Origin of the sequence: Akkermansia biwaensis (assembly GCF_026072915.1) — a bacterium.
Lineage (GTDB): Bacteria > Verrucomicrobiota > Verrucomicrobiia > Verrucomicrobiales > Akkermansiaceae > Akkermansia > Akkermansia biwaensis.
Genome location: NZ_AP025943.1, coordinates 957703 through 972732 on the forward strand (window position 1 = coordinate 957703; position 15030 = coordinate 972732).

Annotated in this window: 13 protein-coding genes; all 13 read left to right on the forward strand. The window is 61.4% G+C overall.

From position 1 onward, the window contains the following. Positions 1–91 precede the first annotated feature (91 nt). The 13 genes from murD to OQH67_RS03975 all read left to right on the forward strand — a co-directional run bounded on the left by murD (position 92) and on the right by OQH67_RS03975 (position 15000). On the forward strand, positions 92–982 hold the full coding sequence (gene murD, locus OQH67_RS03915) for a UDP-N-acetylmuramoyl-L-alanine--D-glutamate ligase (RefSeq protein ID WP_265145648.1): 891 nt from the start codon (positions 92–94) through the stop codon (positions 980–982). After that, positions 960–1817 carry a LysM peptidoglycan-binding domain-containing protein gene (locus OQH67_RS03920; RefSeq protein ID WP_215458836.1) on the forward strand — a complete coding sequence of 286 codons (858 nt, stop codon included), beginning with the start codon at positions 960–962 and terminating at the stop codon, positions 1815–1817. The genes murD and OQH67_RS03920 overlap by 23 nt, the downstream gene beginning before the upstream one ends. 27 nt (positions 1818–1844) lie before the next feature. Next, the gene (locus OQH67_RS03925) at positions 1845–2987 is read left to right on the forward strand and encodes an FtsW/RodA/SpoVE family cell cycle protein (RefSeq protein ID WP_215434385.1); all 1143 of its coding nucleotides are present in this window, start codon (positions 1845–1847) and stop codon (positions 2985–2987) included. Further along, positions 2984–4108, forward strand: a complete 1125-nt coding sequence (gene murG, locus OQH67_RS03930; RefSeq protein ID WP_215434383.1) for an undecaprenyldiphospho-muramoylpentapeptide beta-N-acetylglucosaminyltransferase — start codon at positions 2984–2986, stop codon at positions 4106–4108. Before OQH67_RS03925 ends, murG begins: the two co-directional genes overlap by 4 nt. After that, positions 4101–6398, forward strand: a complete 2298-nt coding sequence (murC, locus tag OQH67_RS03935; protein WP_215434376.1) for a UDP-N-acetylmuramate--L-alanine ligase — start codon at positions 4101–4103, stop codon at positions 6396–6398. The genes murG and murC overlap by 8 nt, the downstream gene beginning before the upstream one ends. Before the next feature lie 21 nt (positions 6399–6419). Further along, complete coding sequence (locus tag OQH67_RS03940) at positions 6420–7367, forward strand: D-alanine--D-alanine ligase (protein WP_215434374.1); 948 nt, start codon at positions 6420–6422, stop codon at positions 7365–7367. Positions 7368–7401: 34 nt separating this feature from the next. Further along, on the forward strand, positions 7402–8352 hold the full coding sequence (locus OQH67_RS03945; RefSeq protein ID WP_082770052.1) for a cell division protein FtsQ/DivIB: 951 nt from the start codon (positions 7402–7404) through the stop codon (positions 8350–8352). 132 nt (positions 8353–8484) lie between these two features. Beyond that, the gene (gene recA / locus OQH67_RS03950; protein WP_067572044.1) at positions 8485–9525 is read left to right on the forward strand and encodes a recombinase RecA; all 1041 of its coding nucleotides are present in this window, start codon (positions 8485–8487) and stop codon (positions 9523–9525) included. A 391-nt stretch (positions 9526–9916) separates the two neighbouring features. Beyond that, positions 9917–10936: an N-acetylmuramoyl-L-alanine amidase family protein gene (locus tag OQH67_RS03955; RefSeq protein WP_215458835.1), complete on the forward strand. Its 1020-nt coding sequence runs from the start codon at positions 9917–9919 to the stop codon at positions 10934–10936. A 26-nt stretch (positions 10937–10962) separates the two neighbouring features. After that, positions 10963–11493 carry a lipoyl(octanoyl) transferase LipB gene (gene lipB, locus OQH67_RS03960; RefSeq protein WP_265145652.1) on the forward strand — a complete coding sequence of 177 codons (531 nt, stop codon included), beginning with the start codon at positions 10963–10965 and terminating at the stop codon, positions 11491–11493. Between the two features lie 313 nt (positions 11494–11806). Beyond that, entirely contained in the window at positions 11807–13219 is a 1413-nt protein-coding gene (gene leuC / locus OQH67_RS03965) for a 3-isopropylmalate dehydratase large subunit (protein ID WP_215434368.1), read from the forward strand. A 19-nt stretch (positions 13220–13238) separates the two neighbouring features. After that, positions 13239–13847 carry a 3-isopropylmalate dehydratase small subunit gene (leuD, locus tag OQH67_RS03970; RefSeq protein ID WP_215434366.1) on the forward strand — a complete coding sequence of 203 codons (609 nt, stop codon included), beginning with the start codon at positions 13239–13241 and terminating at the stop codon, positions 13845–13847. Between the two features lie 31 nt (positions 13848–13878). Beyond that, a complete protein-coding gene (locus OQH67_RS03975) occupies positions 13879–15000 on the forward strand; it encodes a hypothetical protein (RefSeq protein WP_215434364.1) in 1122 nt (373 codons plus the stop codon). Positions 15001–15030: the final 30 nt, after the last annotated feature.

The following is a 15030-nucleotide window of genomic DNA, read 5'->3' on the forward strand; positions in this document are numbered from 1 at the left end:
CCAACGGCAAGACCACCACCACGTCCCTGGTGGAAAAAATCCTGCTCCGCGCCGGAAAAAGGCCGTTGCCTGCGGCAATTACGGCGTGCCCATGGCGGAAGTGCTTCTCCGGGATGCCGTTCCGGACGTGCTGGCGCTGGAAGTCAGTTCCTTCCAGCTTGAAACCATCCGCGACTTTCATCCGGACGTGGCCGTATGGCTCAACTTCGCGCCGGACCACATGGACCGTTACACCGCCGTGGAAGACTATTACAAGGCTAAGCTGCACATCTTCGACAACCAGACGGAAAACGACCTGGCCGTGGTGCGCTTCGGAGAACATCTGCCCGCCCTGAAAGCTCTCGTCCGGACATTTAGCTCCGAATCCCCGGAAGCGGACCTGTACTACCGGGAACCCCTTGTCATGGAAGGAGACTCCCCCCTGCTTAACCTGGCAGGGACTTCCCTGAGCCAGCGCCACAACGCGGAAAACGTCATGGCCGCCGTGCTGGCCTGCCGCCACCTGGGCATCCCGGCGGAAACCGCCGCGGAAGTGCTGGAGGAATTCACCCCTCCCAGCCATCGCTGTGAAGCCGTCCGCTCGCTGGACGGCGTGCTGTGGCTAAACGACTCCAAGGCCACGAACCTGCATGCCCTGGAAGCGGCGCTGAAATCGCAGAACGCCCCCGTCGTCCTCATTGCCGGCGGCAAGGACAAGGGACTGGACTACCTCCCCCTCCGCCCCATGCTGAAGGAAAAAGTGCGCGCCTGCGTGGTCTTCGGCCAGATTGCGGACCAGCTTTACGACTCCTTTTCTCCTGCGGCGCCCACGGAAAAAGCCGCAGACGTGGCGGATTGCGTGGAAAAAGCGCGCCTGCTCGCCCGGCCGGGAGACACCGTCCTGTTCTCCCCCGGCACCTCCTCCTTCGACATGTTCACCGGCTACGCCCAGCGGGGACAGGCCTTTCGCGACGCCGTGAATGCCCTATCCCCCCTCTCCTGACCATCCCACCAAAACCATCATCATGAAAACGACCAAAAACCCCGATCACAATCCGACCGGACGCACGCGTCCGAAGCGCAAGCTGGGTACCGTACTCCGCGCCAAACTCAGCAGGTACCGTGCCCGCGTCTCCGAATTTGAAGACGACGCACCCAGCAGCACCGTCGTGCGCTGGCTCGTCGTCCTCCTTCTCCTCCATCTTCTCGTCATCGGCGGGGTGTGGGTGCGCAGCACCTGGTTCAAGAACACCACGGAAATGGTAGAAATGACCGCCACTCTGCCCTCCCCGCCCACCGTCCCGCAAATCCCCGTCCCCACCGCAGCTCCCGTAACGGCCCCCGCCGTTCCCCAGGCGGCTCCCGCCGCCCCGGTGACCATCACCCAGCCGGAACAGGTAGTGGACGCGCGCCCCGGCAGGCAGGAACAGGCCGCTCCGGCCCCGACCGCTCAGGAACATATCCCCGATGCCGCCCCGGTGGCAGGTCCGGCCCGCCACATCGTGCGCACGGGTGACACCTGGGAACGCGTCGCCCGCGACAACCGGGTCTCCGTCGCGGACCTGAAAGCCGTCAACCCCAACATGCAGAAACTGGTCAGCGGCACCACGCTGGTCATCCCGGCTCGCCCCGGCGATCATCTCGTCCAGGAAAAACCCGCCGAAGCCGACACGGCCCTGACCGGAACCATCCATATCGTGAAAAAGGGGGAAACGCTCTCCGTCATTGCCCGCAAGTATAAAATGAACTGGAGGAATATCCAGAAATTCAACAAGATGAGCGACAAGGACGTGGCGCGCCTCAAGATCGGCCAAAAAATAATGATCCCCAAGAAATAGTCCTTTCCGGTCCGCCCGGCTGCCGCCATGTCTTCCAAAGTCTGCATGATTCTGGTCTGGTTCTTCGTCATCTGCCTTCTGGTCGTGGGTCTGGTGATGGTGTCCAGTACAGCCGCGTGGGCGGAGGAAACCAAGCATCCGTACGAACCGCTCTTCAAGCAGACGGCCTTCGCCTGCGCGGGGCTGGTGGGCGCCCTAGTTCTTTCCCGCATAGACTACCGCCTGTGGCGGAAATATATCTGGTGGATCCTGGGCTTCGCCTCCTTCCTGTTGGTCCTGTGCTACGTGCCGGGCATCGGGAAGGAAATCAACGGGGAACGCCGCTGGATCACCATCGGCATGCAATTCCAGCCCAGCGAATGCGCCAAACTCTGCATGATGATGGCCCTGGCCCACTGGCTGGCCCTGTACCGGGACCGCACCACTTCCTTCTGGTGGGGGTTCGTGATGCCGGGCGTCATCTTCGGCATTCCGCTGGCCCTGATCCTGTTTGAAAAAGACATGGGCACCTCCGTGGCCCTGGCCCTGGCCGCCTTCTGCGTCATGTTCGTGGCAGGCACGCGTAAAATCTACCTGGGCGCCGCCCTGATCGTGGCCGGGGCATCCCTCTACTTCCTCGTACAGAGCAACGCCAACCGCCTGGAACGCTTCCTGGCCTGGAAGGACCTGGACGCCCACAGCCAGGGGGCCGGCCTGCAGCAGTACCGCGCCGCCATCGCCCTTTCGCGCGGAGGCCTGGAAGGCGTGGGGCTGGGCAACAGCGCGGAAAAGCACGGCACCCTCCCCTTTGCCCACACGGACTTCATCTTCGCCCCGCTTGGAGAGGAATTCGGCTTTTACGGAACCATGGCCGTGCTTCTGGCCTACTTCCTGATGACATACGCCGGCATCGGCGTGGCCATGCAGTGCCGGGACGCCTACGGGCGGTTCCTGGCCGTGGGAATCGTGGCCATCATCTTCTGCCCGGCCATGTTGAACATTGCGGTGGTGACCAATGCCGTGCCCAACTCCGGGCTGCCGCTGCCCTTCATCAGCTTCGGGGGCACCAACCTTGTCTTTACCCTGGCCGCACTGGGAATGCTCACCAGCATCCAGAGATTTTCCACCGGCGCACAGCCCAACTGTGAAATCACCCGCAAAGACGAACGCTCCATTGACGTAAGATTATGACCCAGCCCTCTCCCACACGCCGCCCGCTGAACATCGTGATTGCCTGCGGAGGCACCGGCGGCCATCTCTTCCCCGGAATAGCCGTGGCCCAGGAACTCAAGAAACGCGGCCACAAGGTCACCCTGCTCATCTCCCAGAAAAAAGTGGATGCCCAGGCCAGCAAAAACTACGGCGATCTTGACTTCCGCGTCATTGAAGCCATCGCCATGCCCAAAATCCCGTCCCTGGGCCTGCTGGGTTTCGGACTCAGGCTGTACAAAACCATCCGCTTCAGCCGCAACCTGCTGGATGAAGTCAGCGCGGACGCCGTCATCGGCATGGGCGGCTTCACCTCCTTCCCCCCCGTATATGCGGCGCACCGCAAGGGCATCCGCACCTACGTGCACGACTCCAACGCGCTGCCCGGCAAAGCCAACCGCATGACCGCCAAATGCTGCACGAACGTGCTGCTGGGCATTGAGGAAGCCAGACACTACTTCAACCCCGCCAAATGCATCGTCACCGGCACCCCGGTTCGCCAGGAAATGGAGGTCCGCAAGGACAGGAGGGAAGCCCGGGAGGAACTCAACCTGCCTCAGGACCGCCGCATGGTCCTGGTGATGGGCGGCTCCCAGGGAGCCAGGAACCTCAACTCCCTGGTCATTGAGGCGGCCAGGCAATGCGCGGAATTGTGCGACTTCCTCATCATCACCGGATCGGCTGACTTTGAGCGGGTCAGCCAGCTGACGGCGGACATGCCCCACGTGCACGTCATTGAATTCTGCTCCGCCATGGCCTCCGCATACGCCGCCGCGGACGTAGTCGTCTCCCGTTCCGGAGCCTCCAGCCTGACGGAACTGGCCCACATGGGCAAGGCGGCCCTACTGGTGCCCTACCCCTTTGCCGCGGACGACCACCAGGCCCACAACGCCCGCGTTTTCGCGGCCCACGGCGCGGCGCGGATGATGCGGGAAAACACGCTGACGCCGGACGACATCGCCGCGTTCCTGAAGGAAGTATTCACAGACTCCGCCCTGCTGGCGTCCATGAATGAATGTGCTTTACGTCTGGACATGCCTGATGCAGTATCCCGCATCGCCAATGTCATTGAAAACACGGACTCTCCAGCCAGCCATGATTGAAACCCTGCGCAAACGTCTCATCAACAGGAAGTCCCCGGCGCGCCTGCACCTCATCGGGGTGGCGGGGTCCGGCATGTCCGGCCTGGCTCTCATGCTCATGGAGATGGGGCACAGGGTCAGCGGCTGCGACCGCGTAACCAGCACGGAGACGGAACGTCTGCAAAGCCTGGGGCTGGCCTTCTCCTGCCCGCACTCCGCGGACGCCGTGGCGGACGCAGAAATCGTCATCTATTCCAGCGCCATCCGGGAGGACAATCCGGCGCTGGCCGCCGCGCGCCAGCTCAATATCCCCTGCATGCGCCGGGCGGAATGCCTGGCCGCCATCCTGAACGGAAAGAAGGGCGTAGTCGTCTCCGGCACGCACGGCAAAACCACCACTTCCGCCCTCTGCGCCCACCTCATGAGGGAAGGCCGCATGCGCCCCTGCCATTACGTGGGAGCGGAAATCCCCGTGCTGGGAACCAACGCCCACTGGAATGAAGACAGCGAATATCTGGTGGCGGAAGGGGACGAAAGCGACGGCACGCTGGTCAACTACATTCCGGAACACAGCATCGTCCTCAACGTGGAGCCGGAACACCTGGACCACTACAAGGACCTAGATGAAATCAAAACCGTCTTCAACCAGCTATGCACCCAGACCCGCGGAAAAATCATTTACTGCAAGGCCCATCCCGGCGCGACGGACGTCTGCGCCAAATATCCCAATGCCGTCTCCTACGGATGGTCTGACGCGGACTACACCGCGGCCGACGTGGTGGAACGCCGCGGCCGCACCCTCTTCACCGTTTTCAAGGGAGAGAAAGAACTGGGCCGCGTGGAGCTGGGCATTCCCGGCCGCCACAACGTGCTGAACGCCCTGGCCGCCATCGCCCTGGTCACGGAACTGGGTGTGGACTTCCCTTCCGTCACGCGCGGACTGGCCTCCTTTGCCGGAGCCAAGCGCCGTTTTGAAACCAAATACCTTTCTCCCTCCATCCGGATCGTGGACGACTACGGCCACCATCCCACGGAAATAGCCGCCACCCTGCAAACGGCCCGCTCCCTCCAGCCGGAGCGCCTCGTCGTGTACTTCCAACCGCACCGCTACACGCGCACCCAGATGCTGGCGGAAGACTTCGGGAAAGTGCTTCAGGCCGCGGACCTCGTCTTCGTGGCTGACGTGTATCCCGCCAGCGAGCTTCCCATTGAAGGAATCAGCGGCCAAACCATCATTGACGCCATGCACAGGCATGGCCGGGTGGAAACCTCCTATCTGCCGGACCTCAACACGGCCCACCACGCCATCGGCAACGCCCTGAAACCCGGCGACCTCTTCCTGACGCTGGGGGCGGGCAACGTCCACGAATGCGGCATGCGCATCGCCCGGGACCTCGCCCTGCTGGAGGACCTGGAACGCACGGCGGGAGAATCCCTGAACGGAACGCTGTATGAGCCCATGTCCCGCCATACCACCATGGGCGTGGGCGGCTGCGCCCAATTCTGGCTGGAGCCCTCCACCTTCGCCGCCATGCAGACGGCCGTCAACTACTGCCGGGACAGAAACATCCCGGTCCACGTCGTAGGCCGCGGCTCCAACATCATCGTGCGCGACGGCGGCCTGCGCGGCGCCGTCATCCACCCCTCCGGCGGAGAATTCGGCACACTGGAAGTCCGGGACAACTTCATCACGGCAGGAGCGGGCGTACGCCTGAAAAAAATGGTTTCCGCCGCTCTCCGCAGCGGCCTCGGCGGCCTGGAATGGATGGACGGAATCCCCGGCAACGTGGGCGGAAGCCTCCGCATGAACGCCGGAGCCATGGGAAGGGACATGATCCGGAACCTCGTCTCCGTCACCTGCCTGGATGAAGACGGGGAAATCCGCAGCCACCCCTCCGGCGACCTCAACGCCCAGTACCGCTCCATTCCGGACCTGGCCCACAACTTCGTGCTGCAGGCCGTCTTTGAAGGCAGCCCCTGCGCCAGGGAGGAAATTGAAGAAAAACTGGAAGACGCCCGCGCCAAACGCAGGCTGTCCCAGCCCTCCGGCGCCAGCGCCGGCTGCATCTTCAAAAACCCGGAGGAAATCCCCGCAGGCAAGCTGATTGACGAACTGGGGCTGAAAAACGCCTGTGTGGGAGACGCCTGCGTCTCCAGCGTGCACGCCAACTTCATCATCAACCGGGGCCACGCCAGGGCAAGGGACATCACCATTCTGATCGACATGATCCGCAAGGAAGCCATGGAAAACCGGGGAATCGACCTGAAATCGGAAGCCCAGGTCATCGGCGACCGCGAACCTCAATTCTAACCAACCATTCACTGATTCATCATGAGCATCCTCAAGCGCGACCTCAGCATCGCCCTGCTCCTCGGCGGACCGGGAGCCGAACGGGAAGTATCCCTCGTCTCCGGCAGCTCCGTTTACGACGCCCTGGTCCGGGCCGGATTCACCAACGTCACCCGGGTGGACTTGCAAGGCCCGGACTTCCGTTTGCCGGAAGGCACGGAACTGGCCTACAACATCATTCACGGCACCTTCGGGGAGGACGGCGCGCTCCAGTCCATTCTGGAAGAACGCGGCATCCCGTACACCGGCGCAGGCTCCCGTTCCAGCGCCGTTTGCTTTGACAAGGCCAAATCCAAAAAAATCTTCACGGCTGCCGGAGTCCCCACCCCGAAAGCGGAAATCCTGGACTGCTCCAACGGCATCGTGATGCCGTCCCTTCCGCTGCCTTTCGTCATCAAACCGCCCTGCGAAGGGTCCAGTGTGGGCGTCCACATCGTCCACCGGCAGGAAGACGTGCTGCCCGCCATGGAGAAAGCCGTCACCCACGGTCCGGAAGTGCTGGTGGAGGAATTCATCCAGGGCAGGGAGCTTACCGTGGGCATTCTGGACGGAGAAGCCCTGCCCGTCATCCATATCTGTCCCCGCTCCGGCTTCTATGACCTCAGCAACAAATACCCCTGGATGAACATGGGCGGCGGCACGGACTACATCTGCCCGGCGGACCTTCCGGAGGAAACCGCAAAAAAAGTGCAGGAAGCGGCCCTTCAGGCGTACCGCGCCGCTGGCGTGGAAATTTACGGCCGCGTGGACGTGCTGCTCCGCGACGGGGACGAGGCCCCCTTCGTGCTGGAAATCAACACCATTCCCGGCATGACCCCCTCCAGCCTGCTCCCGAAGGCCGCGGCAGCCGCCGGCTGGTCCTATGAAGCCCTCTGTGAAAAAATTGCGGAATTATCGCTAGCCACCCCCAGGAAAGAGCGTAGTATTTGACAAAGGGCGGGGAGTCGCCCATCCCACACCCCCGATGTCGCATAAAGTCACAACGCCAGTCCCCCCCTCCGCCAAAAGGCAGGAAATGCTTCTGCTGGAACGGGAGGCCAGAAAAGAGGCCATCGAACGCAAGGGCAAGAACTACCGTTTCTGGCTCTTCCGGCGCAAGCTGTACCACATCGTCGTCGTTTACGCGCTCATCATCGGCCTCATCGGCGCCATCGTCTTCCTGTGGACCAACTACATCCTCAAGTACGACTGGCTCTCCATCGACACCGTTACGCTGAACAGCAACGGCATCTTCAATGCGGAACAGGCCTTCGCCGTCATGGGCGTAGGGCCGCAGGACAACATCTTTTCCATAGACGCCTCCGTACTGGAACAGCGCCTGCAGAAATGCCCCGCCATCCGCCGGGCGGACGTCAAGTACCAGGTCTCCTCCAACCCCACGCTGATTGTGGACATTGATGCGCGCATCCCCGCGGCCTGGATCGACTGTCCGGAGCTGGGCATCCATCCCGGAGACGCCAAATACGGCGTACTGGCGGACAAGGACGGCGTCATGTTTCCGTGCATGGAAACGGTCCACATGCCCTACATCCAGGGGAAACACCTGCCTTCCGTCTCCCTCAGGCCACCCAGTTCCGGACAGCTCTCCTACGGCGTCAGCACGCGGGATTTGGAAGCGCCCATGCAGTTGATTGAACTGCTGTCCGGCGCGGTGTCCGAATTCCTGCCCGGCATCGTCTCCATCTCCACGCCCAACGACTGGTCCTTCTGCGTGCGCTTCTCCAACGACTGCCAGGCCACATTCAGCCACTACGGGCTGGAACGGCAGGTGGACAAGCTGGAACAGGCGCTGGAACACGCACGGCAGACCCACCGTAAAATCAACGCCATCAACCTCATCCCGGAACACAACGTTCCCGTCCTCTTTGACGGAGCCTATGAGGACATCCCGCTGGCGGAGCCCATTGAGGAATAACCCTGCTCCCGCGGGTTTTCACAGGATTTCCCACATGTCAGAATTCTACTCTGCATCAAGGGAAAATGACCTTGGAAAGACCCACTGAACGCTTGCAAACAGACCACGTTCAGCTATAATTTTTCACGATATATGAGCAACGATACACCCTTATCTCCCGAAGCGGAAAAACTGTCGGCCGCACGCAAGCGCAACCTTGATCTTGCCCTGACCCAGATTCAAAAAGACTTCGGTGAAAACGCCATCATGCGTCTTGGCGACAATGCCAAAATGGAAGTGGATGTCATCCCCACCGGCAACCTTCTCATTGACCGCGCCCTGGGCGTGGGCGGGTTCGCCCGCGGACGCGTCGTGGAAATCTACGGACCGGAATCCTCCGGTAAAACCACCCTCACCCTCACGGCCATCGCGCAGGCCCAGAAATCCGGCGGTCTGGCCGCGTTCATTGACGTGGAACACGCCCTGGACCCGCAATACGCCGCCCGCCTGGGCGTGAACCTGGACGACCTGCTGGTCTCCCAGCCGAACTCGGGTGAAGAAGCCCTGCAAATCTGCGAAGCCCTGGTGCGTTCCAACGCCATCGACGTCATCGTGGTGGACTCCGTAGCCGCCCTGGTTACCAAACAGGAACTGGAAGGCGAAATAGGCGACTCCACCGTGGGCGCACAGGCCCGCCTGATGTCCGCCGCCCTCCGCAAGCTGACCAGCTTCATCTCCAAGGCCCGGACCGTCTGCATCTTCACCAACCAGATCCGTGAAAAAATCGGCGTCATGTTCGGCAATCCGGAAACCACTCCCGGCGGCCGCGCCCTGAAATTCTATGCCTCCGTGCGCGTGGACATCCGCCGCATCGGCCAGATCAAGGGCAGCGACGGCTCCGTGACCGGCAACCGCACCAAGATCAAGGTGGTCAAGAACAAGGTGGCCCCTCCCTTCACGGAATGCGAATTCGACATCATGTACAATGAAGGCATCTCCTCCGTTGGAAGCCTGCTGGACCTGGCGATGGAATACGACATCATCCAGAAGCGCGGCTCCTGGATCAGCTACAACGGCAGCCAGATCGCCCAGGGGCGCGACGCCGCCAAGGAGGCCCTCAAATCCAATCAGGAACTGTACTCGGAAATCGAAGAACAGGTTAAAGCCAAAATGGACGAAAAGGCGGCCAAGTAACCGCCGTCTTTACTCTTCCTTCAACCAGGCGGACTCCCCTTTACGGGGAGTCCGCTTTTTTCATCCCTCCGGCTAATCCCCGCCAATCTCAGGAAACCGCATTCCCCGGCCTTCCTGCCGGAATTCCGCGATGCCCACGCCTCCGGATAAGCCCTCATCCTTCCGGCGTACACGCATGCACTGGAAACGCGTCATTTACAAGAACCCGGAACTATCTTCCGCACGCCGCGGAAACGGTTTTTCCCGGCAGGTGGCCATCAGGGCTGCGCTCTCCGCCATGTCGGGAAAAAATGAAAGAACGCCGTTCCCTCTCTTTGCAAAAGGATCTTTCACGGCAACTTTTCTCTTGTGCGTCATGAAAAATCCGTTAGTCTGTGCCTGATATCGTCCTATGTATCCGTCCTCTCGTACATCCTGCACAGCCATGCTCGGCATTCTGGGCATGTTCCTGTTGACGCTGTCCACGGCGTTCGGATGGAATCCGGAAACCATCAACGGAGTGCAGTACATCCCCATGTCGGAAGTGCGCACCCATTACAAGCTCACGCGGGAACGGACGGAAGGACGCCAGAAAGTTTACGAGGTGCCGGAAAAAATTCAGATCCGCATGCAGGCCCACAGCCAGGACATGTACATGAACAACATGAAGTTCATCCTGTCCTACCCCGTGGCGGACCACCCCTCCAAGGGGCTGATGGTCTCCAACCTGGACCTTCACAAAATCATTGATCCCGTTCTGCGGCCCACCTACATCGCCAACCGCCGCGGATTCAACACGGTAGTCATTGACCCCGGCCACGGCGGCCATGACAGCGGCGCGCGCAACCGCATCAGCCGGGAGGCGGACCTCAACCTGTCCGTGGCCAAAAAACTGCGCGACCGCCTCAAAAGCATGGGCTACCAGACGGTAATGACCCGTGAGACGGACAACTTCATCTCTCTTCAGGACCGCGTGCGGATTGCCAACAAATATTCCAACGCCATCTTCATCAGCATCCATTTCAATGACGGCGGCCCGTCCGCCCGCGGGGTGGAAACCTTCACGCTGGCCCCTGCCGGCACGTCTTCCTCCATGTCCCGCAACATTCGGCAGGAAGCCCTGCAGGGCAACTCCCAGGACAGCATGAACATCGCCCTGGCCACCGCCGTGCAGGGACACATGCTGAAAGGCCCGCTCGCCATCAAGGAAGGAATCTCCATGGTTGACCGCGGCATCAAGCGCGCCCGCTACTCCGTGCTGTGCACCATCAAGCACCCTGCCATCCTGGTGGAGGGGGGCTTCATGTCTCATGCACAGGAAGCATTGCTCATCAACACGGAACGCTACCAGAAATTCATGGCCTCCTCCCTGGCCGCCGCCGTACACCAGTACCGCACGGCCCTGGGCCAGCAGGCGCGCAGAACACGCTGAGGGACGCATCCCCGCCCTGCCCGCACATGAACATCATCCGCATTCCCGGCCTGGCAGACTATCAGGAAACCCTGCGTATGCAGGAAGAACTGGTGCGGGCCCACCAGGACGACCCGGAACGGGAAGACGAACTGCTGCTGCTGGAACACGCCGGCGTGTACACCATCGGCCGCACGCGCGACTATGCCAGCCTTCATCCCGGCACCGTGCTGCCCTTCCCCGTCCATGAAATCAACCGGGGAGGACAGGCCACCTACCACGGGCCCGGCCAGCTTGTGGGCTACCCCGTCACGGACCTGAACCGCCGCGGCAGGGATTTGCACGCCTACGTCACCTCCCTGGAAAATGCCCTGATCGAATCCTGCGCCCGGTTCGGCGTCGCCGCCCGCATCCGGGAAGGTCTGGTGGGCGTCTGGGTGGAAGACCGCAAAATAGCCTCCATCGGCGTGGGAGTGAAAAAATGGATAGCCATGCACGGCTTCGCCATCAACCTGACGCGGGAATCCCTGCCCCCTTCCTGGCCATTACCCCCTGCGGCATTCAGGACGTCCAGATGACCTGCCTGGAAAATGAAATGCCCGCATCACGGGAAAAAGGGGAGCTGATGCGGCGCTTCGGAGACGTTTTCGCGGAGATTTGGGAGAAAAATTCCTGAACAATATCCGGCTCTCCCGGCCAGCGTCATTCCAGGCGCGAATTCCGCCTTCCTTTGCAGGTGAAAATACGCCAAAGGCTGGCAAATGACCAATTCAGACCATACATGCAAGGGAAATGTTCAAAAAAACGCCCTGAGTAAGACACAAACCGTGTCAGCAATACGTCCTTGCATCTTGACGCGGTTACCGAACGGACGGATGCTTGGTATCAGTTATGGGAAAAACACTTTTCCAAAAAATCTGGGATGCTCATTCCGTCGGCATTCTGCCGGACGGAAGGACGCAAATGTTCATCGCTACACACTTTCTGCATGAAGTCACTTCTCCGCAGGCTTTCGGCATGGTCCGCGACCTCGGCCTTGCTGTGCGCCATCCGGAACGCACCTTCGCCACCGTGGACCACATCATTCCCACGGACAACCAGGCGGAACCGTTCGCGGACGCCACGGCGGACGCCATGATCCGGGAACTCCGCAGGAACTGCGCGGAAAACGGCATCCGCTTCTTTGATCTTCCTACGGGCCTCCAGGGTATTGTTCACATGGTGGGGCCGGAACTCGGAATCACCCAGCCGGGCATGACCATCGTGTGCGGAGATTCCCACACGGCCACCCACGGAGCGTTCGGCTCCATCGCGATGGGCATCGGCACCACGCAGGTGCGCGACGTGCTGGCCACCCAGACGCTGGCCCTCAGTCCGCTGAAGGTGCGCCGCATCAACGTAAACGGCAAACTGGCCCCCGGCGTGCGGGCCAAGGACGTGGCCCTTCACATCATCGGGCTCCTGGGAGCCAAGGGCGGCCTGGGATTCGCCTATGAATACGGCGGCGACGTCATTGACGCCATGAGCATGGACGAACGCATGACCCTCTGCAACATGTCCATTGAAGGCGCGGCGCGCTGCGGCTATGTGAACCCGGACATGACCACGGTGGAATACATCAAGGGACGCCTGTTCGCCCCCGAAGGTGCGGACTGGGACAAGGCCGTGGAGCGCTGGCTGAGCTTCGCCTCCGACGCGGACGCGGAATACGACGAAATTGTGGAAATCGACGGAGCCTCCATCGAACCTACCGTGACATGGGGCATCTCCCCGGACCAGAACACGGGCATCAGCGGCACAACGCCGGATCCCGCATCCGCCGGGGACGCCGACGAACGGAAAATGATCGGTGAAGCGCTGGAATACATGAAATTTCCCGCCGGAATGCCCCTCAAGGGACTTCCCGTCCAGGTGTGCTTCGTCGGGTCCTGCACCAACGGCCGCATCTCCGACTTCCGGGAAGTAGCCTCCCTCATCAAGGGACGCCACGTGGCTCCCGGAATCAGGGCGCTGGCCGTGCCGGGCTCCCAAATGACGGCCAGGCAATGCGAGGAGGAAGGCATTGCGGACATCTTCCGCGAGGCCGGATTCGAATGGCGCCTGGCCGGCTGTTCCATGTGCCTGGCCATGAACCCGGACAAGCTCCAGGGCGACCAGCTCTGCGCCAGTTCCTCCAACCGGAACTTCAAGGGACGCCAGGGCAGCCCCACGGGCCGCACGCTTCTGATGAGCCCCGCCATGGTGGCCGCCGCCGCGCTGACGGGGAAAGTCTCCGATGCCCGTGAAGTGTTCTCCATGAACTAACCTTTCATCTCCCGATCTTATGTCTCTGACCAAATTCACTTCCATCACCGGCGCCTGCGTCCCGGTCCCCGGACCGGACATGGATACGGACCGCATCATCCCCTCGCGCTTCCTCAAATGCATCACGTTTGACGAGCTGGCGAACGTCATGTTCTGGGACGAACGCTTTGACGAAAACGGGAAGTCCAAGTCCCATCCGGTGGACGATCCCCGTTTCCGGGGAGCCTCCATCATCCTGGGAGGCGCCAACTTCGGCTGCGGTTCCTCCCGCGAGCATGCTCCGCAAACCATCAGGCGTTCCGGCATCAAGGCCGTGATCGCGGAATCCTTTGCGGAAATCTTCTTCGGCAACAGCACAGGCATCGGCCTGCCCTGCGTGTGCGCCTCCGCGGAAGACATCGCCGCCCTGTCCCGGTACGTCTCCGAACACCCGGAAACGGAAATCACCATCGACCTTCAGTCCATGACCGCCTCCTGGCCGGACGGCTCCATTCCCATCCGCATGCCTGCGGAAGCCCGCGAAGCCCTGACCCGGGGCCGCTGGGACTCCATTGCGGAACTGCTCGTCAACCTGGACGCCGTGGAAAAGAAAAATGCGGAACTCCCCCAGGTTTCGGCCTCCTGCTGATTCAACTACCACCCCCTCCCCCTATCCCCATATGATCTTCAGAATTACAGACTACGTCCAGCGGGGCACGCTGGACAACCGCGAACGCGGAACCATACGGCTTGTCCTGCATCTTATGGGGATGCCCCACCCGGTGCGCATTACCCTGCAGGGAGACTGCCTTCAGGACCTGGCGGGCTGCCTGGTGGAATTTGAAAATCCCGCGCCCCAGATGCTTCCGGCGGAGCTGACCGCTCTGCCGGACGTCATCCGCGGCGTTACGGGAGACATGACGGCCAGCCGCCGCATGCCCGTAAAGGGGAGAAAAACCCTGGAAAACTCCCTGTACATGGAATGGTTCACGGACCATCAGGACATGGTCCTGATGGAAAGCGCCGCCTACTCCGTCAGGGTATCCCTGCCGGAATGGACCATGGACGCCTGCGAGGAACAGGTGCAGATCATGGCCAACCAGCAGATGCTTCGCACCCAGGTCAAGACGTGGGCCAGAAACTACGCCAACAACCGGGAAGACGGCAACCTGCCGGACCATGCGTGGGACAGGCGGCTGCGGGAGGCGGAAGCCATTGCCATCGCCTACCAGGAAGTCTTCCAGAAATACAGGCTGAACCCCACCGGGGACATCCGCGTGGCGTTTGTCATGGGCTGGGACGAAGTATTGGACGACATCGCGCAGTCGGAAGAAACGGGCACCCCCTGTTCCTGCAAAAGCTCCGGCATGCTCAGCCTCTTTGACATTCTCAACGAGCAGGAAGCGCAGGAAGTCCAATCCTGCATGTTCCATCCTCTGTTTCATCAGGTCATGGAATTGACGGACCTGTGCCAGCGCCAGTTCAGCAGGGAAATCAACAAATCCCAGCGGAACAGGACGGAACCGCCGGAACCCCTCGGCCAAATCTTCTACTGCATCCGTTACATCACTCCCCGCATTCTTTCCTGCCTTCTGCAGGAAAAGGAAAACGGCGCGGACTACTGCACGCTGGCGGCCAGAATGGCCCTGTGCGTGGAGCAGACGCGCCAGACCGTCTCCGCCCTGAACGGCAGCGGACGGCACATCGGGGAGGAAGTACGGGAACGCTTCTCCTCCCTGCTTGAAGAAGTCAGCTCCTTCCAGGAAAGCCTGGCAACCCAAAGCAGGAAAAGCAACCTGTAATATCCTCCGCCTGCACTTGCACCACATCCA

Bases quoted from the DNA above. Each gene is read 5' to 3' on its own strand.
- murD (WP_265145648.1), top strand. From the start codon at position 92: ATGGCGGAAGTGCTTCTCCGGGATGCCGTTCCGGACGTGCTGGCGCTG.
- OQH67_RS03920 (WP_215458836.1), top strand. From the start codon at position 960: ATGCCCTATCCCCCCTCTCCTGACCATCCCACCAAAACCATCATCATG.
- OQH67_RS03925 (WP_215434385.1), top strand. From the start codon at position 1,845: ATGTCTTCCAAAGTCTGCATGATTCTGGTCTGGTTCTTCGTCATCTGC.
- murG (WP_215434383.1), top strand. From the start codon at position 2,984: ATGACCCAGCCCTCTCCCACACGCCGCCCGCTGAACATCGTGATTGCC.
- murC (WP_215434376.1), top strand. From the start codon at position 4,101: ATGATTGAAACCCTGCGCAAACGTCTCATCAACAGGAAGTCCCCGGCG.
- OQH67_RS03940 (WP_215434374.1), top strand. From the start codon at position 6,420: ATGAGCATCCTCAAGCGCGACCTCAGCATCGCCCTGCTCCTCGGCGGA.
- OQH67_RS03945 (WP_082770052.1), top strand. From the start codon at position 7,402: ATGTCGCATAAAGTCACAACGCCAGTCCCCCCCTCCGCCAAAAGGCAG.
- recA (WP_067572044.1), top strand. From the start codon at position 8,485: ATGAGCAACGATACACCCTTATCTCCCGAAGCGGAAAAACTGTCGGCC.
- OQH67_RS03955 (WP_215458835.1), top strand. From the start codon at position 9,917: ATGTATCCGTCCTCTCGTACATCCTGCACAGCCATGCTCGGCATTCTG.
- lipB (WP_265145652.1), top strand. From the start codon at position 10,963: ATGAACATCATCCGCATTCCCGGCCTGGCAGACTATCAGGAAACCCTG.
- leuC (WP_215434368.1), top strand. From the start codon at position 11,807: ATGGGAAAAACACTTTTCCAAAAAATCTGGGATGCTCATTCCGTCGGC.
- leuD (WP_215434366.1), top strand. From the start codon at position 13,239: ATGTCTCTGACCAAATTCACTTCCATCACCGGCGCCTGCGTCCCGGTC.
- OQH67_RS03975 (WP_215434364.1), top strand. From the start codon at position 13,879: ATGATCTTCAGAATTACAGACTACGTCCAGCGGGGCACGCTGGACAAC.